Annotated in this window: 22 protein-coding genes; 11 read left to right on the forward strand and 11 right to left on the reverse strand. The window is 68.7% G+C overall.

Annotated features, from left to right (window positions below; all coding sequences use genetic code 11):
• Positions 1-173: 173 nt before the first annotated feature.
• From tgmC to ACYVO6_RS22970, 4 genes are all read right to left on the reverse strand, one after another.
• The gene (gene tgmC, locus ACYVO6_RS22955; RefSeq protein ID WP_461063982.1) at positions 174-1,298 is read right to left on the reverse strand and encodes an ATP-grasp peptide maturase system methyltransferase; all 1,125 of its coding nucleotides are present in this window, start codon (positions 1,296-1,298) and stop codon (positions 174-176) included.
• Positions 1,295-2,248: an ATP-grasp ribosomal peptide maturase gene (tgmB, locus tag ACYVO6_RS22960; RefSeq protein ID WP_461063984.1), complete on the reverse strand. Its 954-nt coding sequence runs from the start codon at positions 2,246-2,248 to the stop codon at positions 1,295-1,297. The genes tgmC and tgmB overlap by 4 nt, the downstream gene beginning before the upstream one ends.
• On the reverse strand, positions 2,245-2,556 hold the full coding sequence (gene tgmA, locus ACYVO6_RS22965) for a putative ATP-grasp-modified RiPP (protein WP_165342999.1): 312 nt from the start codon (positions 2,554-2,556) through the stop codon (positions 2,245-2,247). Before tgmA ends, tgmB begins: the two co-directional genes overlap by 4 nt.
• 201 nt (positions 2,557-2,757) lie before the next feature.
• Positions 2,758-3,252 carry an ATP-binding protein gene (locus ACYVO6_RS22970; protein ID WP_461063987.1) on the reverse strand — a complete coding sequence of 165 codons (495 nt, stop codon included), beginning with the start codon at positions 3,250-3,252 and terminating at the stop codon, positions 2,758-2,760.
• 344 nt (positions 3,253-3,596) lie between these two features.
• Here ACYVO6_RS22970 and ACYVO6_RS22975 point away from each other — a divergent pair, with 344 nt between their 5' ends.
• The 3 genes from ACYVO6_RS22975 to ACYVO6_RS22985 all read left to right on the forward strand — a co-directional run bounded on the left by ACYVO6_RS22975 (position 3,597) and on the right by ACYVO6_RS22985 (position 6,322).
• The gene (locus ACYVO6_RS22975) at positions 3,597-4,748 is read left to right on the forward strand and encodes a helix-turn-helix domain-containing protein (protein WP_461063989.1); all 1,152 of its coding nucleotides are present in this window, start codon (positions 3,597-3,599) and stop codon (positions 4,746-4,748) included.
• A 12-nt stretch (positions 4,749-4,760) separates the two neighbouring features.
• Positions 4,761-5,237, forward strand: coding sequence for a hypothetical protein (locus tag ACYVO6_RS22980; protein ID WP_461063991.1), 477 nt, complete (start codon positions 4,761-4,763; stop codon positions 5,235-5,237).
• Between the two features lie 146 nt (positions 5,238-5,383).
• Positions 5,384-6,322, forward strand: coding sequence for a MerR family transcriptional regulator (locus ACYVO6_RS22985; protein ID WP_461063993.1), 939 nt, complete (start codon positions 5,384-5,386; stop codon positions 6,320-6,322).
• A 111-nt stretch (positions 6,323-6,433) separates the two neighbouring features.
• On the opposite strand, the gene ACYVO6_RS22990 is transcribed toward ACYVO6_RS22985, so the two are convergent.
• The 4 genes from ACYVO6_RS22990 to ACYVO6_RS23005 form a co-directional block, all read right to left on the reverse strand.
• The gene (locus ACYVO6_RS22990) at positions 6,434-8,128 is read right to left on the reverse strand and encodes a glycoside hydrolase family 13 protein (RefSeq protein ID WP_461063995.1); all 1,695 of its coding nucleotides are present in this window, start codon (positions 8,126-8,128) and stop codon (positions 6,434-6,436) included.
• A gap of 256 nt (positions 8,129-8,384) precedes the next feature.
• Positions 8,385-9,293 carry a sugar ABC transporter permease gene (locus tag ACYVO6_RS22995; protein ID WP_461063997.1) on the reverse strand — a complete coding sequence of 303 codons (909 nt, stop codon included), beginning with the start codon at positions 9,291-9,293 and terminating at the stop codon, positions 8,385-8,387.
• Between the two features lie 13 nt (positions 9,294-9,306).
• The gene (locus ACYVO6_RS23000) at positions 9,307-10,311 is read right to left on the reverse strand and encodes a carbohydrate ABC transporter permease (protein WP_461063999.1); all 1,005 of its coding nucleotides are present in this window, start codon (positions 10,309-10,311) and stop codon (positions 9,307-9,309) included.
• A 97-nt stretch (positions 10,312-10,408) separates the two neighbouring features.
• Positions 10,409-11,683, reverse strand: a complete 1,275-nt coding sequence (locus tag ACYVO6_RS23005) for an extracellular solute-binding protein (RefSeq protein WP_461064001.1) — start codon at positions 11,681-11,683, stop codon at positions 10,409-10,411.
• A 378-nt stretch (positions 11,684-12,061) separates the two neighbouring features.
• On the opposite strand from ACYVO6_RS23005, the gene ACYVO6_RS23010 reads away from it, so the two are divergent.
• The gene (locus ACYVO6_RS23010; protein WP_461064003.1) at positions 12,062-13,096 is read left to right on the forward strand and encodes a LacI family DNA-binding transcriptional regulator; all 1,035 of its coding nucleotides are present in this window, start codon (positions 12,062-12,064) and stop codon (positions 13,094-13,096) included.
• 108 nt (positions 13,097-13,204) lie between these two features.
• A complete protein-coding gene (locus tag ACYVO6_RS23015) occupies positions 13,205-14,083 on the forward strand; it encodes a phosphatase PAP2 family protein (protein ID WP_461064005.1) in 879 nt (292 codons plus the stop codon).
• 249 nt (positions 14,084-14,332) lie between these two features.
• On the opposite strand, the gene ACYVO6_RS23020 is transcribed toward ACYVO6_RS23015, so the two are convergent.
• Entirely contained in the window at positions 14,333-17,338 is a 3,006-nt protein-coding gene (locus tag ACYVO6_RS23020; protein ID WP_461064007.1) for a bifunctional [glutamine synthetase] adenylyltransferase/[glutamine synthetase]-adenylyl-L-tyrosine phosphorylase, read from the reverse strand.
• Positions 17,339-17,464: 126 nt separating this feature from the next.
• Here ACYVO6_RS23020 and ACYVO6_RS23025 point away from each other — a divergent pair, with 126 nt between their 5' ends.
• Both ACYVO6_RS23025 and ACYVO6_RS23030 read left to right on the forward strand, forming a co-directional pair.
• Entirely contained in the window at positions 17,465-17,977 is a 513-nt protein-coding gene (locus ACYVO6_RS23025; RefSeq protein WP_461064009.1) for a pyridoxamine 5'-phosphate oxidase family protein, read from the forward strand.
• A 34-nt stretch (positions 17,978-18,011) separates the two neighbouring features.
• Entirely contained in the window at positions 18,012-18,461 is a 450-nt protein-coding gene (locus ACYVO6_RS23030; protein ID WP_461064011.1) for a VOC family protein, read from the forward strand.
• A 226-nt stretch (positions 18,462-18,687) separates the two neighbouring features.
• Here the strand turns inward: ACYVO6_RS23030 and ACYVO6_RS23035 are convergent, their stop codons facing one another.
• Positions 18,688-19,335: a class I SAM-dependent methyltransferase gene (locus ACYVO6_RS23035; protein ID WP_461064013.1), complete on the reverse strand. Its 648-nt coding sequence runs from the start codon at positions 19,333-19,335 to the stop codon at positions 18,688-18,690.
• Positions 19,336-19,424: 89 nt separating this feature from the next.
• Between ACYVO6_RS23035 and ACYVO6_RS23040 the strand changes: the two genes are divergently transcribed.
• Positions 19,425-20,021 (forward strand): XRE family transcriptional regulator, encoded by a 597-nt coding sequence (locus ACYVO6_RS23040; protein WP_461064016.1) that lies wholly within the window; start codon positions 19,425-19,427, stop codon positions 20,019-20,021.
• Positions 20,022-20,119: 98 nt separating this feature from the next.
• Here the strand turns inward: ACYVO6_RS23040 and glnA are convergent, their stop codons facing one another.
• Positions 20,120-21,481 (reverse strand): type I glutamate--ammonia ligase, encoded by a 1,362-nt coding sequence (glnA, locus tag ACYVO6_RS23045; RefSeq protein ID WP_344396146.1) that lies wholly within the window; start codon positions 21,479-21,481, stop codon positions 20,120-20,122.
• 317 nt (positions 21,482-21,798) lie between these two features.
• Here glnA and ACYVO6_RS23050 point away from each other — a divergent pair, with 317 nt between their 5' ends.
• The 3 genes from ACYVO6_RS23050 to ACYVO6_RS23060 all read left to right on the forward strand — a co-directional run bounded on the left by ACYVO6_RS23050 (position 21,799) and on the right by ACYVO6_RS23060 (position 25,080).
• Positions 21,799-22,461, forward strand: coding sequence for a DUF3105 domain-containing protein (locus ACYVO6_RS23050; RefSeq protein WP_461064018.1), 663 nt, complete (start codon positions 21,799-21,801; stop codon positions 22,459-22,461).
• A gap of 45 nt (positions 22,462-22,506) precedes the next feature.
• Positions 22,507-23,127: a DUF305 domain-containing protein gene (locus ACYVO6_RS23055; RefSeq protein ID WP_461064046.1), complete on the forward strand. Its 621-nt coding sequence runs from the start codon at positions 22,507-22,509 to the stop codon at positions 23,125-23,127.
• A gap of 198 nt (positions 23,128-23,325) precedes the next feature.
• Entirely contained in the window at positions 23,326-25,080 is a 1,755-nt protein-coding gene (locus tag ACYVO6_RS23060; protein WP_461064020.1) for an NAD+ synthase, read from the forward strand.
• Positions 25,081-25,099: the final 19 nt, after the last annotated feature.

Genomic DNA, 25,099 nt, shown 5'->3' on the forward strand with positions numbered 1-25,099 from the left:
GGTCGCGGGAATGTGACAGTGCGGCACCCGGCTGTCACATTCCTGCGACCGACCACCGTGGGCCCGGCAGCGTCGGCCGACGCGCCCGCACTGCGGCGGATAGCCACCTACATCTGACGTAACCGGAGTGGGGCGTCAGCGCACCAGAGCCACGGCGCGGTTGTGACAGAAGGTCATCCTCCAGGCCAGGTGATCGACGGCCGTTCGGATGTCACGGTGATCTCGAACCGCTCCAGTTGCGGCGCCCCAGCAGCACGCCACCGGGTGATGTGCTCCTCGATCGCGTCCCAGATACGGGATGGACCGCCCTGCCGGACCGTCCACTGACCGTGGTTTTCCCAAAGCACTGCCCAGGCGCCGGTCTCGACGTCGAGGAACAGGTCCTCCGTCCGGCCATCACGGGTGAGAGTGACCCGCTGCGCGCGCGGGGCGGCGAGTTGAGCGACGAACCGGGTGTTCCAGTCGTTGATCACGTCGGCGCCGAGGGCCGCCTGACGCTCGTCGCCGGCGTCGAGATCGGGTAGCAGGCCGAGCGGCGGCGGCAGTTGTGGGCGGGCGAGCATGAAGGAGATCTGTCCGTCGAGGAACCGACCGGACGCCGTACCGTCGTCGTGGACCGTGAGCCGGGCCAGTTCGGACGAGTACAGCCATCCGCAGAGCGTGACGAGAATGATCCCGCCGGGACGGGTCTGCTCGATCAGCTTCTGCGGAACGGTGAGGAGTCCGCAAGTAGCGATCACCCGGTCGTAGGGAGCCTCGTCCTTGTGGCCGGCAAGACCGTCGTCCACGATCAGGTTCGGTGCGAACCCGCACTGATCCAGGGCGGTTCGGGCGCGGGCCGACACGTTCTCGTCGACCTCGACGGAGGTCACCAGGTCATCGCCGAGCCGGTGGCACATCAGGGCCGTGGAGTAACCGGTCCCCGTGCCGATTTCGAGGACACGATGGCCCTCGTCGACCCTCAGGTCTTCGAGCATGCGCACCACCAGGCCGGGCATGGTGCTGGACGAAGTGGGGACGCGCATGATCTCCCCCCGGATGTCCCCGGGCACGATCGTTCCGGCGATCTGCGTCACCAAGGAGGCATCGTCGTAACACCCCTCCAACCACCGCGGATCGTCCTGCATGACCGGAGCCCAGGCCGTGGGCGTGGAACCGTCGACCTGCTGGAAGAAGCCCCCGCGAAGGAACTCATGGCGCGGAACCGCAGACACCGCCGCTCGCCAAGGCTCGGTACGCAGATGCCCGCTGTCGGCCAGTCGTTCAACGAGCCGTGCCCTCAACTCCTTGTCGTTCATCCCGTCTTCCTCTCCAGGAGATCCGCCATCGCTGCCACCATCGGCAGCCCGGTCTCCGGTTCCAGCCACGCCCATTGCCCGGAGGGGTTGCACTCCAGGAACCACCATTGCCCGTCACGGCCGATGGCGAAGTCGAAACAGCCGAAGACCAGCCCGAAGTGCTTCAGGTAACGGAACATGGCAGCGGCCAGGCCAGGCGGGGGTTGCACGGGGGTATAGGTGAGCCGGTCGTAATCGGTGCGCCAGTCCAACAGGTCCGACTCGATCCGGACGGTGAAGACGTCGTCCCCGATGACGGTCACGCGCGCGTCCGCGACCTTGTCCACGCGCTGTTGGAACAGGTGGGCTGTTCCGGAGACCGCATCGTCGATCTCCTCGGCCGTCACTTGGGCGACCTTCACCGTGCATGAGACACCGTCAGCGTTCCGGTACAAGGGCGCGGACAACGGCTTGTAGATCACCGGGCCGTGCGCCTTGATGAACGCACGCGCCGCGTCCGGGTCGGATGTCAGGAGCGTCGGCGGGAGCGCGAAACCTGCGGTTGCTGCGGCGGCCAGGCCGGAGGGCTTGAACTCGGCGTCGCCGATGCGGTGCGGATGGTTCACGTACAGGCAGCCCGGCAGGGAAGCCATGACGCCGCCGATGCCGTAGCGGGCCTGGGTGACGGCAAAACGGGCGGTCTGCTCGTCCAGGTGCGGAAAGGTGAAGCCGGAAGGGCGGCGGTAGTACAGCGACCGCACCCGCCCCAGATCGGCGGTACGCGAGGGCGTGGCGAGACTGCCGGTGATGCCCTCGCCGGTGATGGTGGCCGCGAACGACAAGGTGGCGGGGAAGTCCCCGGAGTCGAACCGCACGACCGGAACGCCCCGGTCGTGCAGCTCGTCGATCACCAGGTCGGTCGTGGGGTCGTCCAGGTTGGTGACGACCAGAACCGGACCCGTGTCACTCACTGGTCGCTGTCGTTCCCGGTGTCCTGGTCGCCGCCACCGCTACCGCCGGGGCCCGCGCCGTCGGAGGGGTTCCCGGTGTTGGTCGCGGGCTTGGTGCCCGTGCTGGTCCCATGTCCGGGCATCTCCATGACCTGCCCGGTGGCGTCGAAATAGCGCCCAGTCTGGGTCACCGGGTCCAGCTCAACACGGGCATACGAGGGTGCGAAAGCTGGGTACGGCGCCATGCGTCGCAGCCCCCATGGTGTGGGGGTGCTGATGCCATTCGGCAGGGGCGTCCCGGTAGGGAGCCGATCCGAGTGGGCGAACATAAAGTGCCTCCTTCGTAGGGGGTGTTCTGGTACCTCTGCGCAGGTGCCGGCCGCCACGGAGGACGTCACAACTGGCGCCGTTGTAGTGGTCGTGAAGCACGACGGCCTAGCGGGGGGGACGAGTCCGATGCCAAGCATCGAGATGACGAATCCCACGCCGGGTGACCCATCAGCTTCCTGGGGGCGCTTGGTGTGCCGCGTTCACAGGCCGGGCACCAGTGCGCGGCGCTCCGGCATGACGTGGGTGTATGCGCGCGGGGCCACGGCACGCATGCGCTCGCCCAGCACTCCGCCGTGTACGGCCGACGCGGGCACAGGTACGTCGAACTCCGCCCAGACTTTCTTGCCGTTGTTCGTCGGCTGCCAGCCGTGCCGCGCGGCGAGGAATTCGACCAGGACCAGGCCGCGGCCCCCTTCGTCGTCCTCCGTGGTGACCTGACGCCTGGGCGGCTCGGGGCTGCAGTCGTGGACGACCAGGAGTAGCCGTTCCTCGTTGAGGTAGAGACCCACGGTGACGAAACCCGTGGCGTGAACCACAGCGTTGGTGATCAGCTCCGAAGCGACGAGCTTGATCGCGTCCTGTTCCGCTTCGCCGAGCCGTACACCCCACGCCTGAATCTGCGCTATGACTCGGTCCCTTGCGAAGGCGACAGCGGACGGTGCACCGGTTACGGCAATCCGGGCTCGGCGGGTCATGAGGACTGCTCCTCTGCGGTCGAATTGGCGGCTCCGTCCCCAACAGGGGATCGAGGACAGGGCCCCGGATCTAGTAACCGCCGGACGTGGGACGCCTGTTGCTGTGTCCCTCACACGACGGCTGACAGACAGTCAACGCCGGTGACGCACATGGGAACATCAGCTGATGCGGTACTCGTATAGGGATATGCGCTGGGCGGGTACGAGTACGGCTTCGTGGCACCGTTGGTTGAGGCTCGTAGCGTGGGGAGAAGCCGATGAACTGGCAGTCACCGGCGATCAGAGACGCATCTCGCGGGGGCGATTACGGAAGGGTCATCGAGCTGGTCCGGAAGGAAGCTCGCATGACACAGAAGCAGTTGGGCGAGGCATGCGGGCTGTCACAGTCAGCGGTCTCCCGTCTGGAGAAGCGCGGGACCGGCTCCTACAGCACGGACACCCTGGCTTCGATCGCCGCCCACCTGAGCATCCCCGTCCAGATGGTCGGACTGGCCGAACAAAGCACGGTGCGGAACGGATTTGAGCAAGTGGAGCGACGCGCATTCCTGGGTGGTGTGGCCGCAGCGGCGGCCAGCCCGATACTGGGTGCTGTCCCGAACGTAGACGCTACGGGACACCAGGCGGCAGCCCTCCGGCTGAACACGGCAACGTATCGCCGACTCGACAGCTCGACGCCGTCGCGTGATCTCGCCGAGGCTGTCCATGCGCACATCAGGCTGATCCAGAACGTGACGCGGGACGCCGGAGAAGATGGACATCGCCCGCGGTTGGCTGCGGTAGGTAGTGAGGCAGCGAGCTTGGCGGCTTGGCTGGCGTGGGACATGGGCGACCACGGGTCAGCGCGATCTTGGTATGGCTCGGCGATCCGGGCGGCGCGCTCCGCACAAGATCCGCTACTTGCCGCATATCAGGCCGGTAGCCTCGCGCAGTTCGAGGCGCATGGCGGGAACGGTGCGCAGGCGCTCAACCTCGCGCGGAGTGCACGGCGGTACCTGGGCGAGCAACGCCCGGCAGTGGCTGATGCATGGTTGTGCTCGGTCGACGCGCTCGCTCACGCGGCGATCGGTGACCGGCGTGCCGCTGACCGCGCACTGACGCGGAGCAGGGCAGTAGCGGAGAAAATCGCGCATGAAGAACCGCCACCGTGGCCGTGGGTCTTCCATTTCGACGCGAACAAGGTTGCCGCCTGCCGTGTCACCTGTGGTGCCCGCCTCGGCCTCGCGGAATGGGTCCTGGGCGATGATGTCGAAGCACTGGCCTCCGGACACGCGAAGCAACGGGCGTTGGTCGTCCTGGACCTGGCCGCCGGCCATCTTGCGGCCGGAAGGATCGAGGCCGCGTTCGCCCTGGCGTCCAGGGCACTGGACACAGGGCTCCAGTACCGTTCTGGCCGGATCGTGGAGCGCTCACGCGCGGTGCGCCGGTCACTGTCGCTGACGTCGCCGCCCAAGGTGGTGCGCGACTTCGATGAACGCCTTCACGGCGTCTATCTGTAGGAGGAACCGTCCATGCGCGTCGGGATCACCGGGCACCGGGGGCTGAGCCGAGAAGTCGAGCAGCAGGTTCGGCAGCTTCTCGCAGAGGCCATTCGCGAGTTCGACGCAACCGAGTTGGTCGGGATCTCGTGCATCGCGGACGGTCCGGATGCGTGGTTCGCCGAGGCGGTACTCGAGCACGGGGGAAGCCTCGAAGTCGTCGTACCTGCCGAGCAATACCGCGAGGGCCTGCCGGAAAGCCACTGGCCGGTCTACGACGAGCTGGTGCGCCGGGCGGCAGAAGTGCACCACACCGGCATGACGGCTTCAGACTCTCAAGCGCATATGGCAGGCAGTGAGATCCTCGTCGGCCTGGCCGACGAACTGTTCGCTGTATGGGACGGAAAACCGGCGTGGGGATACGGCGGCACGGCCGACGTGGTGTCCTATGCCCAGCGGAACGGGGTCCCAGTGCGCGTGTTGTGGCCGGAGGGCGCGACGCGCGAGTAGACGACCGCATCGGTCTGGCCCACAGAACCACCGGTTCCATGAGGCTGATCAGCAGCAGTTACCTGTCCAGGTACCGGGGCGCCTCGGAGTGAACCGTTCCGGGCGGGGCTTGAGTCTCCAGTAAGGGGAGACGCAAGGGTGGGGTCATGGACGGCGACACGCTTTACACGATCGGGGCGTTGGCCCGGCGGACCGGGCTGACGGTGAAGACCATACGGTTCTACTCCGACACTGGACTCGTGCCGTCGACCGACCGCAGCCCGGCCGGCTACCGGCTCTACGACATCCACGCGCTCGCGCGTCTGGACCTGGTGCGGACACTGCGTGACCTGGGACTCGACCTTGCCGTCATCCGGCAGGTGCTGGACCGGGAGATCTCGGTGCCCGAGGTCGCGGCGGCGCATGCCGACGCGCTGGACGTTCAGATCCGCACCCTGCGACTGCGTCGCGCGGTGCTCCGGGTGGTAGCCAAGCGGGTCTCCACCCCCGAGGAAATGGACCTCATGCACAAGCTCGCCAAACTCTCCGACGACGAACGCCGACGCCTCGTCCACGACTTCATCGACGACACCTTCGGCGACCTGGACGCCAACCCCGACTTCGTCGACATGATGCGCTCGGCCACGCCCGACCTGCCGGACGACCCCGAACCCGAACAGGTCGACGCCTGGGTGGAACTCGCCGGACTCACCCAGGACCCGGACTTCCGCACCGCCGTGCGCCGGATGGCCGAGCACCAGGCAGCCGAACGCGCCCAGGGCGACACCACCGGTCTGCACCACGACCTCACCGAAACCGTCCGCGACCACGTCGGCCATGCCCTCACCGCCGGCATCGCCCCTGACTCCCCCGAGGCCGCCCCCGTCATCGACGCCCTCACCGCCCGCTACGCCCAGGTCTTCGGCCGCGCCGACGACACAGACCTACGCCGCTGGCTGCTGACACGCCTGGAGATCGCCAACGACCCTCGCGCGGAACGCTACGTACACCTCCTGTCCGTCATCAACGGATGGCCCGTCCCGCCGAGCCTGACGCCGGTGTTCGCCTGGTTCATCGAGGCCCTGCGCACCGGTCTCAAGCAGTAGCCCGCAACCCCGACGTCAGCAGGGCCCGCCGCCCCGAACAGGGCGGCGGGCCCTGAAAGTCGACTGCAGGCAGCTGCCAGAACAGCCAACCCTTGGCGAGCGGACGGACCGTCAGCCCGTCGTCCACCAAACCGTCGTGTCCCCCGGCACCTTCGCCTCCCCCTCGTCCGTGACCGTCACCTCGCCGCTGGTGAGCAGGACTCGGCCGTACGCCGGGACGGTCACCGCGTCGCTTCCGGTGTTCGCCGTGCAGGCGAACTCCCCTCGGCGGAAGGCGAGGACGCCCTCGGGCGCCTGCAGCCACTCGACGCGGTCGCCGGCGCCGAGGTCGGGCTGCTCGCGCCGTACGGCGAGCGCTGAGCGGTACAGCTCCAGGGTGGAGCCCTCGGCCCCGGTCTGCGCCTCGATGCTCAGCTCGGCCCACTCGGCGGGCTGCGGCAGCCAACTGCCGCCCGCGCCGAAGCCGTACGACGATCCCGTACGCGTCCACGGGATCGGCACCCGGCAGCCGTCGCGGAAGCCGTCCTGGCCCGCGCCCCGGAAGTACGCGGGATCCTGGCGCACCTCGTCCGACAGGTCGACGACGTCCGGCAGGCCCAGCTCCTCCCCCTGGTAGATGTACGCCGATCCGGGCAGCGCCAGCATCAGCAGGGTCGCCGCCCGCGCCCGGCGCAGGCCGAGTTCGCGGTCTCCGGCGGTACGGATCTGGGTGCCGAGCCCGGCCGGGTTGGCGAACCGGGTCGCGTGCCGGGTCACGTCGTGGTTGGACAGCACCCAGGTGGCGGGGGCGCCGACCGGGCGCATCGCGTCGAGGGTGCGGTCGATGCAGGCGCGCAGCTCGACCGCGTCCCAATGGGTGCTCAGATACTGGAAGTTGAAGGCCTGGTGCAGCTCGTCGGAGCGTACGTAGTTGGCGGTGCGCTCGATGGTCGGCGTCCACGCCTCGGCGACGAAGATGCGGGCACCCGCGTACTCGTCGAGCACCGTGCGCCACTGCCGGTAGATGGCGTGCACGCCGTCCTGGTCGAAGAACGGCATGACATCGTTGCCCAGCAGCTTCACCTGCTCGTGCGTGCCCAGGTCCGGCAGTCCCTCGGCCTTCACCAGTCCATGGGCGACGTCGATGCGGAAGCCGTCGACGCCCATGTCGAGCCAGAACCGCAGGATCGAGCGGAACTCGTCGCCGACGGCCGGGTGGTCCCAGTTGAAGTCGGGCTGCTCGGGCGCGAAGAGGTGCAGGTACCACTCACCGGGCGTGCCGTCCGGCTCGGTGACCCGCGTCCAGGCGGGCCCGCCGAAGATGGACTCCCAGTCGTTGGGCGGGAGTTCACCGCTCGCGCCCTTGCCGGGGCGGAAGTGGTAGCGGTCCCGCAGTGGGGATCCCGGGCCCTCGGCGAGCGCCCGCTTGAACCACTCGTGCTGGTCGGAGGAGTGGTTGGGCACCAGGTCGACGATGATCCTCAGGCCCAGCCCATGGGCGTCGCGGATCAGCGCGTCGGCGTCGAGCAGATTGCCGAACATGGGGTCGACGGCCCGGTAGTCCGCGACGTCGTAGCCGGCATCGGCCTGCGGCGAAGCGTAGAAGGGGCTGAGCCACACGGCGTCCACGCCGAGGTCTCGCAGATACGGGAGTCGGGAACGTACGCCCTCCAGGTCGCCCATGCCGTCGCCGTCGCTGTCGGCGAAGCTGCGCGGATAGACCTGGTAGATCACCGCGTCCCGCCACCAGTCGCGGTGTCTGGCGACGGTGGCGAGAGCCGACGTCGAAGCGGGGGCCGGGGCCGGGTCGGTGGAGTGCTGGCTCATGGCGTCCTTGATGCGTAACTGGGGTCGGTTCACAGAGTTCGGTTCACGAAGGTCTGTCGATGGGGCTACGGATTGACGGGTCCATGGATTCACGGTTCTAGAGAATTGTGGCGCTTGCAGGTTTTCGGCGGTTTACAGAAGTCTCGGAGTTTTCCGGGTCACGGATGTGAGGCGGCCGCGGTGTCGGCGGGGTCGGACAGGCACCGCAACCGCCCACCCGTGCGGCGTGCGCGCGGGAGCCGTACGGCAGGGACGGTCAGCCCTTTGTGCCGCCCGCGGTGAGGCCGGTCACCAGGTTCTTCTGGACAAGGTAGAAGAACGCGGAGACGGGGATCGCGACCAACACCGCGGTGGCGGCCATGTAGTGGCGCTGTGCGTCGTGCTCGCTGATGAAGCTCTGCAGGCCGACGGCGAAGGTGTACTTCGTGTCGGACAGCATGAACGTCGAGGCGAAGGCGACCTCGCCGAACGCGGTGATGAAGCTGTAGAACGCGGCGACCGCCAGGCCCGGTTTGGCCAGCGGCAGGATCAGCCGCGCGAACGTGCCGAAGGGGTTCAGCCCGTCGACGCGCCCCGCCTCGTCGATCTCGAACGGGATCGTGTCGAAGTAGCCCTTGAGCAGCCAGGCGCAGTACGGCACGGCCGTCGAGCAGTAGACGAGGACCAGGCCAAGGTAGCTGTCGATCAGCTGGAGTTCCGACAGAATCTGGTACATGGGCACGATCAGTACGGCGATCGGGAACATCTGGGTCACCAGCAGCACCCACATGAACTTCCTGTAGCCCGGGAAGCGCATCCGCGAGACCGCGTAACCGGTCGTCGCCGCGACCAGCACGCCGATGAGCGTCGTACCGAGCGAGACGACGAGCGTGCTCGTCAGCCAGTCGAAGAACTTCGTCTCCTGGAGCACGAAGACGTAGTTGTCGAACGTCATCTTCCCGAAGATGCGCCCGGGGTGAAGGTAGTCGTCCTTGTCCGGGCCGAGGGACAGGAAGACCAGCCAGGCGATCGGGAAGAGCGCGATCAGGCTCGCGACGATCAGGATGCCGTGCGTGACGAGGGAGGCGCCGAGGCCGCGTTCACCGCGACGGCGGGCCTTGCGCGGCCGAACCGCGTCCGGGGCCTGATCCGCCGCGGAGGTGGTCGGAAGGGTCGTGGTGCTCATGGGGACTCCTGCCTCAGATCGCGAGCTGCGGATCGTTGCGGTTCAGCCAGCGGCGGTAGACGGAGGTGAAGACGACCAGGATGGAGAGGAGCAGGATGCCGTACGCCGCCGACTGCGCGTAGTCGCGCGGCTGCTGGCCGAAGCCCAGGTAGTACGCCCAGGTCACGAGGATGTCGACGTCCGGGGCGGTGTTGCCGAACAGCAGGAAGATGATGGCGAACTGGTTGAAGGTCCAGATGACGCCGAGGAGTACGACGGTGGAGCTGACGGACCGCAGGCCTGGCAGGGTGACGTACCGAAACCGCTGCCAGGCGCTCGCGCCGTCCATCTCGGCGGCCTCGTAGAGGGTGGCGTCGATGGACTGCAGTCCGCCGAGCAGCGAGACCATCATGAACGGCACACCGCACCAGGTGTTCACCATGATCGCGGCGAACCGCTGCCAGAAGCTGTCCTCCAGCCACTGGGGCGCCGGCAGGTGGAGCGCGTCGAGGGCCGAGTTGATGACGCCGGAGTCGGCGAGCATGAAGCGCCAGCCGAAGACGGTGACGAAGGTGGGCACGGCCCACGGCAGGACCAGGATGAGCCGGTAGAGGGTCCGTCCGCGCATCTTCTGGTTGAGCAGCAGCGCGAGGCCGAGGCCGATGGAGTAGTGCAGGGCGACGCAGGCGAACGTCCAGACGATCGTCCAGATGAAATGCGACCAGAAGCGGTCGTACGCGGTCTCGCCCCACAGCAGGTCGGCGTAGTTGTCGAGGCCGATGAACTTGTAGGTGGCCTCGATCTCGTTGACGCCGATCGTGCGGGCCGTGGTTTCGCTGGTGGCGTCGGTGAGCGACAGGTAGAGGCCGTACGCCAGGGGATAGAGCACGAGGACACCGAGCACGATGACCACGGGCGTGATCATGGCGTACGCGTACCAGTACTTCTGGTAGCTGTGCCTGAGGCGCCTCAGTGGCCCGGGGCGCGGCGCTCGCTCACCGCGGCGCTTGCCGGTCGCACGGTCGATGGCGACTGTCATGGTTTCGACACCTTCGGGAGATCAGGGGCAGGGCACGCAGGCCGGTGGCCGTCGGGTCCCTCCCCCGAGATCAGGGGGACCCGACGGCCACTCGGAGTCACTTGCCGAAGTCCGGGACCAGCTTCTCGATCGCGGTCTGAGCGCTGCTCAGGCCGTCGTCGAGGGACTTCTTGCCGCCGGCGACCTCGTTGAGCTCGGTGTCGAGCGGGGTCCACAGCGAGCTGTACTCGGGCAGTGCCGGGCGCGGCTGGGCGGCAGGGAGCACGGCCTGGTAGCCGGCGATGCCCGGGTCGGCCTTGACCTCGGCGGTGTAGGCGTCGTCGCGGGTCGGCAGCGTGGAGTTCTTGAGGGCGATCGTCTCCTGGGACTTCGCGGAGGTCATGAACTTCAGGAACTTCAGCGAGGCCTCCTGGTGCGCCTGGTCCGAGCCGGCGTACACGGAGAGGTTGTGGCCGCCGGTCGGGGCGCCCGCCTTGCCGGTGGAGCCGGCCGGGACGGTGGCGATGCCGAGGTTGTCCTTGTCCTTGAAGGCCGAGCCCTTGTAGAAGTTCGTGATCTCCCAGGGGCCCTGGATGATCGAGGCGACCTTGCCGCTGACGAACGCCTCCTGGATATGGGCGTACGCGTCGGCGGTGGTGTCGGCCTTGTGCAGGCCCTTGCCGTCGAAGAGGCTCTCCCAGGTCTCGTAGCCCTTGACCGCGGCGGGCGACTTGACGGTGATCTTCTTGGCGTCGGCGTCGACGGTGTCGGCGCCCTCGCCGTAGAGGAAGGACTGCGCGTAGTAGGCCTGGGTGGAGCCCCAGTAGCCATCGGCGCCGGTCCTGTCCTTGATGGTGGCGGCGGCCGTCTTCAGGTCGCCCCAGGTGGCGGGCGGCTCGCTGAGGCCGGCCTGCTTGAAGAGGTCCTTGTTGTAGACCAGCGCGAGCGTGTCGGTGACCAGGGGTACGCCGTACGTCTTGCCGTCGTACTTGGCCTGCTCGATCAGGCTGGACCGGAACGTGGCCTGGTCCGCGAGGGCCTCGGTGCCGTCCAGCGGCAGGAAGAAGCCCTTCTTGGCGAAGGCGGGGGTCCAGCCGACCTCGGAACGCAGGACGTCCGGGGCGCCCTTGGATCCGGCGGCGGTGTCGAACTTGTTCTGCGCCTGGTCGAAGGGCACGTTGACGTAGTCGACCTTGATGTCAGGGTTGGCCTTCTCGAACTCCTTGACCAGGGCCTGGTACGTGGGTGCCTCATTGGTGGCGTTGGAGGTGTCCCACCAGGTGATGGTGAGGGGGCCGTCCGACTCGTCGCTGCCGCTGTCACTGCCGCCGCAGGCCGTCGCCGTGAGGGCGAGGGACGCCACCAGCGCGGTGGCCGCTATGCCACGCCGCATGAGTTCTCCTTGAGGGTGAAAGCCCGTGTGGTGTTGAGAGCGGCCCCGTCCGCCGCTCGCCGCCGACTCGCGGACTGCGTCGCTGCCGCCGGGCGACGCTGAACGTAACAGCGCTGCAAGAGTTACGAAAGAGCTTGCAGCAAAAAACCGCAAGGGATCTCCGAAGTTATTCGGGCGTGACCCTGGAGCGACCGTCGTGAGACGCTTACTTACGGGCGTAGAGCAGCCAGGACTGCTTATGCAAGACTCTGCAAGCTCTTGCCACCACTTCCATGAGGGAGCGCGATGACCCAGCAGCCCGGACCGGGCCGGTCAGCAGGCCGCCCACGACGCCGGATCGGTGGGCAGGGCGACACCCGGCCGGTACAGTCCACCCCTGTGACCACACGGCTTGCCGACATCGCAGCCCAGGCGGGGGTGAGCGAAGCGACCGTCAGCCGCGTCCTGAACGGGAAGCCGGGCGTCGCCGCCACCACCCGCCAGTCCGTACTGGCCGCACTGGACGTCCTCGGCTACGAACGCCCGGTACGCCTGCGGCAGCGCAGCGAGGGACTGGTCGGCCTGATCACGCCGGAGCTGGAGAACCCGATATTCCCGGCGCTCGCCCAGGTCATCGGCCAGGCCCTGACCCGGCAGGGCTACACCCCGATCCTCGCGACCCAGACCCCGGGCGGCTCCACCGAGGACGAGCTGACGGAGATGCTCGCCGACCGGGGCGTCGCCGGGATCATCTTCGTCTCGGGCCTGCACGCCGACACCTCCGCGGACATGCAGCGCTACGAGAAGCTGCGCGGCCAGGGCGTCCCCTTCGTCCTCGTCGACGGTTTCTCGCCGAAGGTCCAGGCCCCGTTCATCTCGCCGGACGACCGCGCGGCGATGACCCTCGCCGTCACCCACCTCGTCTCGCTGGGTCATACGAACATCGGGCTCGCCCTGGGCCCGAAGCGGTTCGTGCCCGTACAGCGGAAGATCGAGGGCTTCGTGCGCACGATGCAGGACCTGCTGGGCCTGAGTGCGGACGACATCGAGCAGCGGCTGGTGCGGCACTCGCTGTACACCCTGGAGGGCGGCCAGGCCGCGGCCACCGCTCTGATCGACCGCGCGTGCACAGCCGTCGTCTGCGCCAGCGACATGATGGCGCTCGGTGCGATACGTGCGGCGCGGCAGCGTGGCCTGGAGGTTCCGCGGGACGTCTCGGTGGTCGGCTTCGACGACTCCCCGCTCATAGCGTTCACCGACCCGCCGCTCACGACGATCCGCAAGCCGGTGCCGGCCATGGGGCAGGCGGCCGTGCGGACGTTGCTGGAGGAGATCGGCGGAACACCGGCTCCCCACAGTGAGTTCGTGTTCATGCCGGAGTTGGTGGTACGGGGTTCGACCGCTTCGGCCCCTGGGGAACGGAATCGTCCCTAGGCAGGAGAAAACGCCGCGCACATAGGTCCCTCAGGCGTAGGACGTGCGGCCAGGACCCGACCGACGGATGATCGGTGGGAGACGGATTCTCTGGCAGACTCTTCACCTATGGGTGAGACGACGGTGACGACTCTGGAAGGCCGTCAGCAGGCCGGTCCGACGCCCGTCGCGGACGAGGTCGAGGGCCGCGCGGGGCGGGACTTCCTGCGCCGGTTGCGTACGCCCCGTCGCCCCCGGCTCTGGTTCGAAATCCTGCTGATCGCGGTGAGTTACTGGACGTACTCGCTCATCCGCAATGCCGTTCCGGAGCAGAAGGCCGAGGCGCTGCGCAACGCCGACTGGATCTGGAAGGTGGAGCACCACCTCGGGATCGCCGTCGAGGAGAGTGTCAACCACGCCGTGAACTCGGTGACTTGGCTCATCGTCGGCATGAACTACTACTACGCGACACTGCACTTCGTCATCACGCTCGGTGTCCTGGTGTGGCTTTTCCGTAGCCACCCCGGCCGTTACGCGGCGACCCGCATGGTGCTGTTCGCGACCACGGGTGTCGCCCTCGTCGGCTACTACCTGTATCCGCTCGCGCCGCCCCGCCTGATGAACGGCAACGACTTCATCGACACGGTCGTCGTCCACCAGACCTGGGGCTCCATGGCCTCCGGCGACCTGAAGAACATGTCGAACCAGTACGCCGCGATGCCCTCCATGCACATCGGCTGGTCCGTCTGGTGCGGCCTGACAATCTTCGCACTCGCCTCCGTCCCCTGGGTCCGGGTCCTCGGCCTCCTGTACCCCACGGCCACGCTGGTGGTCATCGTCGCCACGGCCAACCACTTCTGGCTGGACGCGGTGGGCGGCCTGCTGTGCCTGGCGTTCGGCTTCGCGGTGGCGTGGGTCTGGTACGGGGTGCTGCCGTACGGGTTGCCGCGACTGGTACCGACGCCGCCCCACAGGCAGGAGCGCCGGCTCCTGCCGACCAGAGCGTGAGGGGGCGGAGCCGGAGGTTTTCGCCCCCGCCGCCCTTACCCGTCCCATACCAAGGGGCTCCGCCCCTGGACACCCCGCTGGGGGCTGCGCCCCCAGACCGCCGCATCGGCCTGAACGGCCTCGTCCTCAAACGCCGGACGGGCTGAGTGATGCCGGACTCGGCTGCACAGTCCAGCCCAGTCCGCGCAAAATCAGCCCGTCCGGCGCTTGAGGACCGGGGGTCCGGGGCGGAGCCCCGAGGCCCTACCCCTACCCCCCGTAGAACAGCTCCTCCACCACACCCCGAGCCCGCCGCGTCGTACGCCGATACGCGTCCAGCATGTCGCCCACATGCCCCGGACCGAACCCCAGATACCGCCCCACCGCCGCCAGCTCACGCCCGTCCGACGGGAACGTGTCCCCGGCCCTCCCCCGCACCAGCATCACCGCGTTCCGCACCCGAGTGGCCAGCACCCACGCCTCGTCCAGTATCGAAGCGTCCTCGGCGGAGATCAGTCCGGCGGCGCAGGCGGCGGCCAGGGCCTCGCGGGTACGGGTCGTGCGCAGCCCCGGCTCCGCCCAGCCGTGCTGGAGCTGGAGGAGCTGCACCGTCCACTCCACGTCGGACAGGCCGCCGCGCCCCAGCTTGGTGTGGAGGGTGGGATCGGCGGCGCGGGGCAGGCGCTCGGACTCCATCCGGGCCTTCAGCCGCCGTATCTCGCGTACGGCATCGTCGCCGAGCCCCTCGGCGGGATACCGCAGGGGGTCGATCAGTTCGATGAACCGCCGCCCCAAGTCCGTGTCCCCGGCGACGGGTTCGGCCCGCAGCAGGGCCTGGGACTCCCACACCAGGGACCACCGCCGGTAGTACGCCTCGTACGAGTTCAGGGTCCGCACCAGCGGCCCCGACTTCCCCTCCGGCCGCAGATCGGCGTCGATCAGCAGCGGCGGGTCGGAACTCGGGATCTGCAGCAGCCGCCGCATCTCCGACACCACGGCATGGGCGGCACGCGAAGCCTCCTGTTCGGCCACGCCCTCGCGCGGTTCGTGCACGAACAACACGTCCGCGTCAGAGCCGTAACCCAGCTCGTGCCCGCCGAACCGCCCCATCCCTATCACCGCGAACCGGGTCGGCAACGTGTCTCCCCAGCCCTGCCGTACGACGGCACGCAGCGTCCCGGCGATCGTCGCGGCCGTCAGGTCGGACACCGCGCCGCCCACCAGGTCGACGAGCGCGCCCTGGTCGACCTGGTCGGCGGGCGACTCCTCCGTGCCGTACGAGCGGACGATGTCGGCGGCGGCCGTACGGAACAGCTCGCGCCGACGCACCCCACGCGCGGCGGTGACCGCGGCCTCTCCCCCGTCGGCGCGCCCCACGGCGGCGAGGATCTCCTGCTCCAGATGCGCACGGTCGCGGGGGCCGAGGCCGCCCCCGTCGCCATTGCCGTCGCCGAGCAGCGCCACCGCCTCCGGGGCCCGCATCAGCAGGTCGGGGGCGAGCCGGCCGGCGGACAGGACCCGGGCGAGGTTCTCGGCGGCGGCTCCCTCGTCCCGGAGCAGCCGTAGGTACCAGGGGGTTTTGCCCAGGGCGTCGGACACCTTGCGGAAGTTGAGCAGTCCCGCGTCGGGGTCGGCGGAGTCCGCGAACCAGCCAAGGAGCACGGGCAGCAACGTCCGCTGGATCGCGGCCTTGCGGCTGACCCCGGACGCCAGCGCCTCCAGGTGGCGCAGCGCGGACGCCGGGTCCTTGTAGCCGAGGGCGACCAGCCGCTCCCGGGCCGCGTCCGCGCTCAACCGGGCCTCGCCGGGCGCGAGTTGGGCCACGGCGTCGAGCAGCGGACGGTAGAAGAGCTTCTCGTGCAGGCGTCGTACGACGGAGGTGTGCCGCCGCCACTCACGGTTCAGCTCGGCGACGGGGTCGGTGCGCAGGCCGAGTGAGCGGCCGATACGGCGCAGATCGGCTTCGTTCTCGGGCACGAGATGCGTACGCCGCAGCCGGTAGAGCTGGATGCGGTGCTCCATCGAGCGCAGGAACTTGTACGCCTCGTCCAGCTGCACGGCGTCGGAGCGCCCCACATAGCCGCCCGCGGCCAGTGCCTTCAGGGCTTCCAGTGTGGTCCGGCTCCGTAGCGACGTATCGGCCCGGCCGTGCACCAACTGCAGGAGCTGTACGGCGAATTCGACATCCCGCAGTCCGCCGGGACCGAGCTTCAGCTCACGCTCGATCTCGGCCACGGGGATGTTCTCGACGACACGGCGACGCATCTTCTGCACGTCGGGGACGAAGTTCTCGCGCTCGGCGGCCTGCCAGACGAGGGGGGCGAGCGTGGCGACGTACTCCTCGCCGAGTCCGATGTCCCCCGCGACCGGCCGGGCCTTGAGCAGGGCCTGGAACTCCCAGGTCTTGGCCCAGCGCTGGTAGTAGGCGAGATGGCTGGAGAGCGTACGGACCAGCGGGCCGTTTCGGCCCTCCGGCCGCAGATTGGCGTCGACGGGCCAGATGGAGCCCTCGACGGTGGTCTCGGAGCAGATCCGCATCAGGTGGGAGGCGAGCCGGGTCGCAGCCCGCAGGGCCTTGCCCTCGTCGGCTCCGTTCACGGCCTCCGCCACGAAGATGACGTCGACGTCGGAGACGTAGTTCAGCTCCCGTCCCCCGCACTTGCCCATCGCGATGACCGCGAGGCGGCACAGGGCGGCGTCTTCGGGGGCGGCGGCCCGTGCGATGGCGAGCGCGGCGCGCAGGGTGGCGGTCGCCAGGTCCGCGAGCTCGGCGGCGGTCTCGGCAAGGTCGGTGGTTCCGCATACGTCGCGTGCGGCGATGGACAGCAGGCAGCGGCGGTAGGCGACGCGCAGGGACACCGGGTCGGCGGCTTCGGCGAGGCCGCGCTCGAACTCCGCGATCCCGGGGTGCAGGTCCTGCGGCTCGTACATCACGAGCGCCTGCCAGTCGAGCGGGTGCCGGGCGAGATGGTCGCCGAGCGCGGCGGAGGCGCCGAGCACTCCGAGGAGCCGGTCGCGCAGCGGCTTCGCCGCGATCAGCGTGTCCAGCAGCTCGCTCCGGCCCGCGTGATCCTTCTGCGCCTCGACGAGCCGTACGAGCCCGAGCAGCGCCAGGTCCGGATCGGCGGTCGCCCCGAGTGCGTCGAGCAGGACCGGGTCGTCCCTTATCGGCGCCAGCTCACCGCTCTCCAGGAGCCGCTCGGCAGCCGACGGATCGGTGAAACCGTGCCGCAGCAGCCGCGAGAAGGTACTGCTCCTGCGCCCCGGCGTCGCCATCCCCGGCCTCCCGTCCGATCAAGGTCGTACGCGGTCGAGCGTATCCGGAGTCCCTGGCAATGGCGCCGATGAGTTCCGACGGTCTGCGCGGTCTGCCTTGTGAGCGACACGTCTGGAGGACGTCCGATGACCGACAAGCAACCGCAGACCCGGCTGGATGCGCACTACAGCGACGAGACGGCCACCGCTACCCCGTGGGCCGAGGCCGAGAAGCTGCTGGCCGAAGCCGAGCTGTTCTGGATCTCGACGGTACGGCCCGACGGGCGGCCCCATGTCACACCGTTGCCCGCGGTGTGGGCGGACGGCGCGCTGCACTTCTGCACCGGGCCCGAGGAGCGCAAGGCGAGGAACCTGGAGCGGAACCCGAACGTCGTGCTGACCACCGGAACCAACACCTGGAACAAGGGCTACGACCTGGTGGTGGAGGGCGAGGCGGTCCGGGTCGCCGATGACGGCCGGCTGCGCGAACTGGCCGAGGCCTGGGAGCGCAAGTACGGCAGCTTCTGGCACTTCGAGGTGCGGGACGGCCGCTTCCACCACGGCCCGGGCGACGCTCTCGTCTTTTCGGTGGCGCCCCGGACCGTTTTCGGCTTCGGTAAGGGAGAGCCGTTCAGTCAGACCCGCTGGCGGTTCGAGTGACTCTTTCGTCGGGGCGAACTGGAGGACACCAGTGATGGAGTACACGCTCGAAGTGATCCCACTGCCGGTCAGCGACATCGACCGGGCCCGGGACTTCTACCGGGACAAGGTCGGCTTCCATGTCGACATCGACCAGGAGGTCATGCCCGGCATGCGCATCGTCCAGCTGACGCCTCCGGGCTCCGGCTGCTCGATCGCCCTCGGTGACACCCTCTGGGAGACGATGGACGGCCCGACGCCGGCCCCCGGCTCGTACCAGGGCCTTCAGCTGTGCGTCACGGACATCAAGGCGGCCCACGCCGAGCTGACCGAACGCGGCCTGGAGGTCTCCGAGCCTGTTCAGTACACCCCGGAGGACGGAGCCACCTTCATGAGCTTCAAGGACCCGGACGGCAACGGCTGGTCCATCCAGGAGTACCGCCGCCGGGCCACGGAGCCCTTGCACGAGCTGCTGGCCGAGCAGAGGCGGCAGCGGGAGGGCTGAGCAGGTACGGGGAAGGGCAGGCGCGCTCTCAGAGATCCTTTTCAGGAGCTCTGAGAGCGCGCCTGCCGACGCTACGGCTGTCACACATGCGCGGAAACATCCCGAATGTATGACAGGTGCACCATAGAGCCATGAGCCTGAGAAGACCGCGACGCCGAGGGAGCCGCCTCGGGTGCGGAAGAGGTTGACCGAGCTCATGGCCGCGCCTTGGTCGATGGGCGCCGGCTCACGGCAGGCGTAGTGCTCGCAGGACGGTGTCGTGGGTGTGGTGTGTGCCGGCGGGGGCCGGGGCGGCACGGGGGCGGGTCTCGTTGGTCAGGACGTTCCAGGTGGGGTCGAGGAGTTGGGCGATGTCGTCGGGCTGGTAGTAGTCGGCGGGGTCGAAGTCCTCCTCATGACGCGGGGCCAGATCCGAGAGGGCGTGGGTGGCGAAGAGCAGCGTGCCGCCGGGGGCGACAGCGTCCAGCAGGCCGCGCAGCGCCGCGTGGTCCGGCTGGCGCAGGAGCGGGAAGTACTGGATGGACACCAGGTCGAAGGGGCCTGCCGGGGGCGGCGTGGTGGTGAGGTCGGCCCGTGCCCACGACACACGGCCCTTGATGTCGGCGGCAGCGGCGGCGGCGGCACGTTGCAGGGCGATCCCGGAGATGTCGACCGCGGTGACCTGCCAGCCGCGCCGGGCCAGCCAGAGTGCGTCGGCGCCTTCACCGCATCCGACGTCGAGCGCCTGGCCCGGTGGCAGGTCGATGGTCTCGGTGACGAGCACTCCGTTGGGGTTGCCGCTGAATATCTGGTCGCGGCTGCGATACATCTCGTCCCAGCGTTGGACTGCGTCGTACTGATCGTCGCTGCTGTTGAGCTGGGGATTTCGGGTCATCGTGACCACCTCCGACGCCAAGGTGCGCCCACATCGGCAATCGGGCAAAGTTCTTTGCAGAAAATGCAAAGCGCGGGCACGGTGAACGTATGAGCGATGACTTCGACGCCGTGCTGGCTGCAGTCGGGCCCCGGCTGCGCGAGTTGCGCCGTCGCCGCGGCGCCACCCTGACCGCCCTGTCGGAGACCACCGGCATTCCGATCAGCACCCTGTCCCGACTGGAGTCCGGGCACCGCAAACCGGGCCTGGAACTCCTGCTACCCCTGGCCCGGGCCTACCAGATGCCGATCGAGGAGCTGATCGGCGCCCCGGCCGACCTCGACCCCCGGGTGTATCCGCAGCCGTTCACCCGGAACGGCATGACCGTCGTCCCGCTGACGCGCAAACCCGGCGGACTGCAGGCGTTCAAGCACATCCTGCCCGCCGGACTGACCGACGGTCGCGAACCCGATCCCCGCTCGCACGAGGGCTACCACTGGCTGTACGTCCTGCGCGGCCGCCTACGCGTCGTACTCGGCGACAAGGACTTCATCCTCACCGAGGGCGAAGTCGCCGAATTCGACACCCACCTCCCGCACTGGTTCGGCAACGCCGACGAGCGCCCAGTGGAATTCCTCAGCATCCTCGGCCCCCAGGGCGAACGCGTCCACATCAAAGCCCGATACCGCCCAGACGACCTCCATTGACATCGGAGCAGAGGCCGGGCGAGACGCCGGAGGGGCGACGGTTCGCGAACCGTCGCCCCTGCGTGGGGTTCTAGCGAGACACCCCGACTGACCTGCGCTTAAAGCACCGGCAGGTTCTTCCGCAGCTCGAAGGCCGTCACCTCGGAGCGGTACTCCTCCCACTCCTGGCGCTTGTTGCGCAAGAAGAAGTCGAAGACGTGCTCGCCCAGGGTCTCGGCGACCAGGTCGCTGCGTTCCATCAGGGAGAGGGCCTCGCCGAGGTTCTGCGGGAGGGGTTCGATGCCCATGGCGCGGCGTTCGGCGTCCGTGAGGGCCCAGACGTCGTCCTCGGCGCCCGGCGGGAGCTCGTAGCCCTCCTCTATGCCCTTGAGACCGGCGGCCAGCAGGGCCGCGTACGCCAGGTACGGGTTCGCGCCCGAGTCCAGGGAACGGACCTCGACCCGCGCGGAACCGGTCTTGCCGGGCTTGTACATCGGGACGCGGACCAGCGCCGAGCGGTTGTTGTGGCCCCAGCAGATGTACGAGGGGGCCTCGCCGCCGGCGCCCGCGGTGCGCGCGGCGCCGCCCCAGATGCGCTTGTAGGAGTTGACCCACTGGTTGGTGACCGCCGCGATCTCGGCGGCGTGCTTCAGCAGGCCCGCGATGAAGGAGCGGCCCACCTTGGAGAGCTGGTACTCCGAGCCCGACTCGTAGAACGCGTTCCGGTCGCCCTCGAAGAGCGAGAGGTGGGTGTGCATGCCCGAGCCCGGGTGCTCGGAGAACGGCTTCGGCATGAAGGTCGCCTGAACGCCCTGCTCCAGCGCCACCTGCTTCATGACCAGCCGGAACGTCATGATGTTGTCGGCCGTGGACAGCGCGTCCGCGTACCTGAGGTCGATCTCCTGCTGGCCCGGCGCGCCCTCGTGGTGCGAGAACTCGACCGAGATGCCCATCGACTCCAGCATCGTGATCGCCTGGCGGCGGAAGTCCATGCCCACGTTCTGCGGCGTGTGGTCGAAGTAGCCGGAGTTGTCGGCGGGCGTCGGGCGCGAGCCGTCCAGCGGGCGGTCCTTCAGCAGGAAGAACTCTATCTCCGGGTGGGTGTAGAAGGTGAAGCCCAGGTCAGAGGTCTTGGCGAGGGCGCGCTTCAGCACGTAACGCGGGTCCGCGAAGGACGGGGAGCCGTCCGGCATAAGGATGTCGCAGAACATACGGGCCGTGCCGGGGGCCTCCGCGCGCCACGGCAGGACCTGGAAGGTCGACGGGTCCGGCTTGGCGATCATGTCGGACTCGTAGACCCGGGCGAAGCCCTCGATCGCGGAGCCGTCGAAGCCGATGCCCTCGTCGAAGGCCTGCTCCAGCTCGGCCGGGGCCACAGCCACGGACTTGAGGAAGCCCAGCACGTCCGTGAACCACAGCCGTACGAACCGGATGTCGCGCTCCTCCAGCGTCCGGAGTACGAACTCCTGCTGCTTGTCCATCTTCCGCTTCCACCCATCCTTGCTGGTCAGGCCGCCTGCTCCCGCGCCACGGGAGGCGGTCGGGCACCTGAGCATCCCACCACAACACCATTTCATGCGCGTTGCGGACCTTGATCGGGCGGCCGACCTCGGTCTGAACGCCTCACGTACGGCAGATGTCCTGCTCTGCTGCCATAGTGCCTGTTCACCCCAGCCCTTGTAATGGCGGGGCGAGAAATGTATGGCCAACGACCAGGGGCCCTACGTACGCCGCTACCGGCCGGACTACGATCAACCTCACCCGACCGTCTGTCCCCCAAGGCCCCTAAGGACTCATCATGGGTTCCGCGAAGAACAAAGCGTCCGCGTCGCGCAAGGCGCGCATAGAGGAGATGCGCCGCGCCGAGCAGGCCCGCGAGCGCCGCAACCGGATACTCACGATCACCGCGAGCGTGGTCATAGTCGGCGGCCTCGTGGCCGGCGGTACGTACCTCATCAGCACGCAGTCCGAGGACGACAGCAGCAGCACGTCGGCCAGCCAGAAGGGGAAGTTCGTCACGGGCGAGGACGGCGTCAGGACCTGGAACACGAAGCTGTCCCAGACTCACGTCAACGGCGACGTCAAGTACGCGATGACCCCCCCGGTGGGCGGCGACCACAACCAGGTGTGGATGAACTGCGACGGCGACGTCTACACCGACGAGATCAACAAGACGAACGCCGTGCACTCCCTGGAGCACGGCGCGGTCTGGGTGACGTACAACAGCAAGGCCTCGGACGCGGACGTGAAGGCGCTCGCGGACAAGGTCGAGAAGACCCCGTACTCGCTGATGAGCCCGGTCGAGGACCAGAAGGACCCGATCATGCTCTCCGCCTGGGGCAAGCAGCGCACGGTGACGAGCGCGAGCGACCCGAACGTGAACAAGTTCTTCGAGACGTACGTACAGGGCGAGCAGACGCCGGAGAAGGGCGCCGCCTGCACCGGCGGTCTCGACAAGTAGCAGCAAGTACGCACGTACGACAGCGAGCAGGAAGCCGTGGCAACGATGAAGCACGTCGGCTGGATCGCCGGGGCCGCCGCGGCCGTCCTCGTGGCGGCCGGCGGGATCACGTACGCGATCGCCGACGGCGACTCGGGCGTGCCGGTCCCGGCGGCCGATTCCGCGGACGCGGGTTTCGCGCGCGACATGGCGGTCCACCATCAGCAGGCCGTCGAGATGTCGTACATCGTGCGGGACCGCACCCAGGACGAAGAGGTACGCCGTCTCGCGTACGACATCGCGCAGACGCAGGCCAACCAGCGCGGCATGATGATCGGCTGGCTGGACCTGTGGCAGCTGCCGAAGGTGTCCGCGGACCCGCCGATGACGTGGATGGGCATGGGCGACATGCCGTCCGGCGAGGACGGCGCGCTGATGCCGGGGATGGCGACCGATACCGAGATGGAGTCGCTTCAGAAGGCGAGCGGCAAGGACGCCGAGATCCGCTATCTCCAGCTGATGTACGCCCATCACGTGGGCGGGGTGCACATGGCCGAGGGTTGCGTGGAACGGTGCGAGGTCGACGTGGAGCGCGATCTCGCGCGGGGCATGGTCGAGGCCCAGGAGTCGGAGATGAAACTGATGACGGACCTGCTGAGGAAGCGGGGGGCGAAGCCTCCCGAGTAGGCAAGGTCCGGTGCGGTACCGCGCCCCTAAGGAGGCCGCAGGCCTCTTAGGGGCGCGGGGCTGTGTCAATTTGCGGCTCCGCCGCGTGGGCGCGACCAGCCACAACGAACCCGCGGCTTAAAACGGCGCAACCCAGCGGAGCGCTGACGTGGGGCTCACCACACCCCATTGCGTCGCTTTGACGATTACACTGGGCGCGTGCCTCAACTACGCCTCGCCCTGAATCAGATCGACTCGACCGTCGGCGATCTCGCCGGCAACGCCGAGGCGATCGTCCGCTGGACCCGGCACTCCGCCGAGCAGGGAGCGCATCTGGTGGCGTTCCCGGAGATGGTGCTGACCGGGTATCCCGTCGAGGACCTGGCCCTGCGGTCGTCCTTCGTCGAGGCCTCCCGCGCGGCTCTGCGGGACCTCGCCGCGCGCCTCGCCGACGAGGGCTTCGGGCAGCTGCCGGTGGTCGTCGGCTACCTCGACCGGTCCGAGGCCGCCCAGCCGAAGTTCGGCCAGCCGGCCGGAGCGCCGCAGAACGCCGCCGCCGTGCTGCACGAAGGCGAGGTGGCGCTCACCTTCGCCAAGCACCACCTGCCGAACTACGGCGTCTTCGACGAGTTCCGCTACTTCGTACCCGGCGACACCCTGCCCATCGTGCGGATCCACGGCATCGACGTCGCCCTCGCCATCTGCGAGGACCTCTGGCAGGACGGCGGGCGAGTGCCGGCCACCCGGACCGCCGGGGCCGGGCTGCTGCTCTCCGTCAACGCCTCCCCGTACGAGCGCGACAAGGACGACACCCGCCTTGAGCTGGTGCGCAAGCGGGCGCAGGAGGCTGGCTGCACGACCGCGTACCTCGCCATGATGGGCGGGCAGGACGAGCTGGTCTTCGACGGGGACTCGATCGTGGTCGACCGGGACGGTGAAGTCGTCGCGCGGGCCCCGCAGTTCGCCGAGGGCTGCGTCGTACTCGACCTCGATCTGCCGGCCGCTGCCGCCGAGCCGCCGTCGGGCATCGTGGACGACGGGATGCGGATCGAGCACCTCGTCATCTCCGGGGACCCGCTGCCCGCGTACGAGCCGGAGCTCGCCGGTGGATACGCGGAGCGGCTGGACGACGACGAGGAGGTGTACTCGGCGCTCGTGGTGGGCCTTCGGTCGTACGTCGCGAAGAACGGTTTCCGTTCGGTGCTGATCGGGCTCTCCGGTGGCATCGACTCCGCGCTCGTGGCCGCGCTCGCCTGCGACGCGCTCGGCGCGGAGAACGTGTACGGGGTCTCGATGCCGTCCAAGTACTCCTCGGAGCACTCCAAGGGGGACGCGGCCGAGCTGGCGCGGCGGACCGGGCTCAACTTCCGGACCGTACCGATCGAGCCGATGTTCGACGCGTACATGGGGTCGCTGGGGCTCACGGGTCTCGCCGAGGAGAACCTCCAGTCGCGGCTGCGCGGCACGATGCTGATGGCGATCTCCAACCAGGAGGGGCACATCGTGCTGGCGCCGGGCAACAAGTCCGAGCTGGCGGTGGGGTATTCGACGCTCTACGGCGACTCGGTGGGGGCGTACGGTCCCATCAAGGACGTGTACAAGTCGTGGGTCTTCCGGCTCGCGCAGTGGCGCAACCGCGCGGCGGCCGAGCGGGGCGAGACCCCGCCGATCCCGGAGAACTCCATCACCAAGCCGCCGAGCGCGGAGCTGCGCCCGGGCCAGGTCGACACGGACTCGCTGCCCGACTATCCGGTCCTCGACGCGATCCTGGAGCTCTACGTCGACCGCGACACGGGCGCCGACGCGATCGTCGCGGCCGGGTTCGACCACGACCTGGTCACGAGGACACTCCGCCTGGTCGACACGGCGGAGTACAAGCGCCGCCAGTACCCGCCGGGCACCAAGATCTCGGCGAAGGGCTTCGGCAAGGACCGGCGGCTGCCGATAACGAGCCGCTGGCGGGAGCAGGCGTAGCAGTACGAGGGTGGGGGCG

Source organism: Streptomyces pseudoechinosporeus (assembly GCF_054783935.1).

What these genes read in the sequence shown, in the direction of transcription:
- ACYVO6_RS23025 (WP_461064009.1), top strand. Translation starts at nt 17,465, where the DNA reads ATGACCGACAAGCAACCGCAGACCCGGCTGGATGCGCACTACAGCGAC.
- ACYVO6_RS23055 (WP_461064046.1), top strand. Translation starts at nt 22,507, where the DNA reads ATGAAGCACGTCGGCTGGATCGCCGGGGCCGCCGCGGCCGTCCTCGTG.
- ACYVO6_RS22970 (WP_461063987.1), bottom strand. Translation starts at nt 3,252, where the DNA reads ATGACCCGCCGAGCCCGGATTGCCGTAACCGGTGCACCGTCCGCTGTC.
- ACYVO6_RS23015 (WP_461064005.1), top strand. Translation starts at nt 13,205, where the DNA reads ATGGGTGAGACGACGGTGACGACTCTGGAAGGCCGTCAGCAGGCCGGT.
- ACYVO6_RS23050 (WP_461064018.1), top strand. Translation starts at nt 21,799, where the DNA reads ATGGGTTCCGCGAAGAACAAAGCGTCCGCGTCGCGCAAGGCGCGCATA.
- tgmA (WP_165342999.1), bottom strand. Translation starts at nt 2,556, where the DNA reads ATGTTCGCCCACTCGGATCGGCTCCCTACCGGGACGCCCCTGCCGAAT.
- ACYVO6_RS22990 (WP_461063995.1), bottom strand. Translation starts at nt 8,128, where the DNA reads ATGAGCCAGCACTCCACCGACCCGGCCCCGGCCCCCGCTTCGACGTCG.
- ACYVO6_RS23035 (WP_461064013.1), bottom strand. Translation starts at nt 19,335, where the DNA reads ATGACCCGAAATCCCCAGCTCAACAGCAGCGACGATCAGTACGACGCA.
- ACYVO6_RS23020 (WP_461064007.1), bottom strand. Translation starts at nt 17,338, where the DNA reads ATGGCGACGCCGGGGCGCAGGAGCAGTACCTTCTCGCGGCTGCTGCGG.
- ACYVO6_RS23005 (WP_461064001.1), bottom strand. Translation starts at nt 11,683, where the DNA reads ATGCGGCGTGGCATAGCGGCCACCGCGCTGGTGGCGTCCCTCGCCCTC.
- ACYVO6_RS22985 (WP_461063993.1), top strand. Translation starts at nt 5,384, where the DNA reads ATGGACGGCGACACGCTTTACACGATCGGGGCGTTGGCCCGGCGGACC.
- ACYVO6_RS23030 (WP_461064011.1), top strand. Translation starts at nt 18,012, where the DNA reads ATGGAGTACACGCTCGAAGTGATCCCACTGCCGGTCAGCGACATCGAC.
- ACYVO6_RS22995 (WP_461063997.1), bottom strand. Translation starts at nt 9,293, where the DNA reads ATGAGCACCACGACCCTTCCGACCACCTCCGCGGCGGATCAGGCCCCG.
- ACYVO6_RS23040 (WP_461064016.1), top strand. Translation starts at nt 19,425, where the DNA reads ATGAGCGATGACTTCGACGCCGTGCTGGCTGCAGTCGGGCCCCGGCTG.
- glnA (WP_344396146.1), bottom strand. Translation starts at nt 21,481, where the DNA reads ATGGACAAGCAGCAGGAGTTCGTACTCCGGACGCTGGAGGAGCGCGAC.
- ACYVO6_RS22980 (WP_461063991.1), top strand. Translation starts at nt 4,761, where the DNA reads ATGCGCGTCGGGATCACCGGGCACCGGGGGCTGAGCCGAGAAGTCGAG.
- ACYVO6_RS22975 (WP_461063989.1), top strand. Translation starts at nt 3,597, where the DNA reads ATGACACAGAAGCAGTTGGGCGAGGCATGCGGGCTGTCACAGTCAGCG.
- tgmC (WP_461063982.1), bottom strand. Translation starts at nt 1,298, where the DNA reads ATGAACGACAAGGAGTTGAGGGCACGGCTCGTTGAACGACTGGCCGAC.
- ACYVO6_RS23000 (WP_461063999.1), bottom strand. Translation starts at nt 10,311, where the DNA reads ATGACAGTCGCCATCGACCGTGCGACCGGCAAGCGCCGCGGTGAGCGA.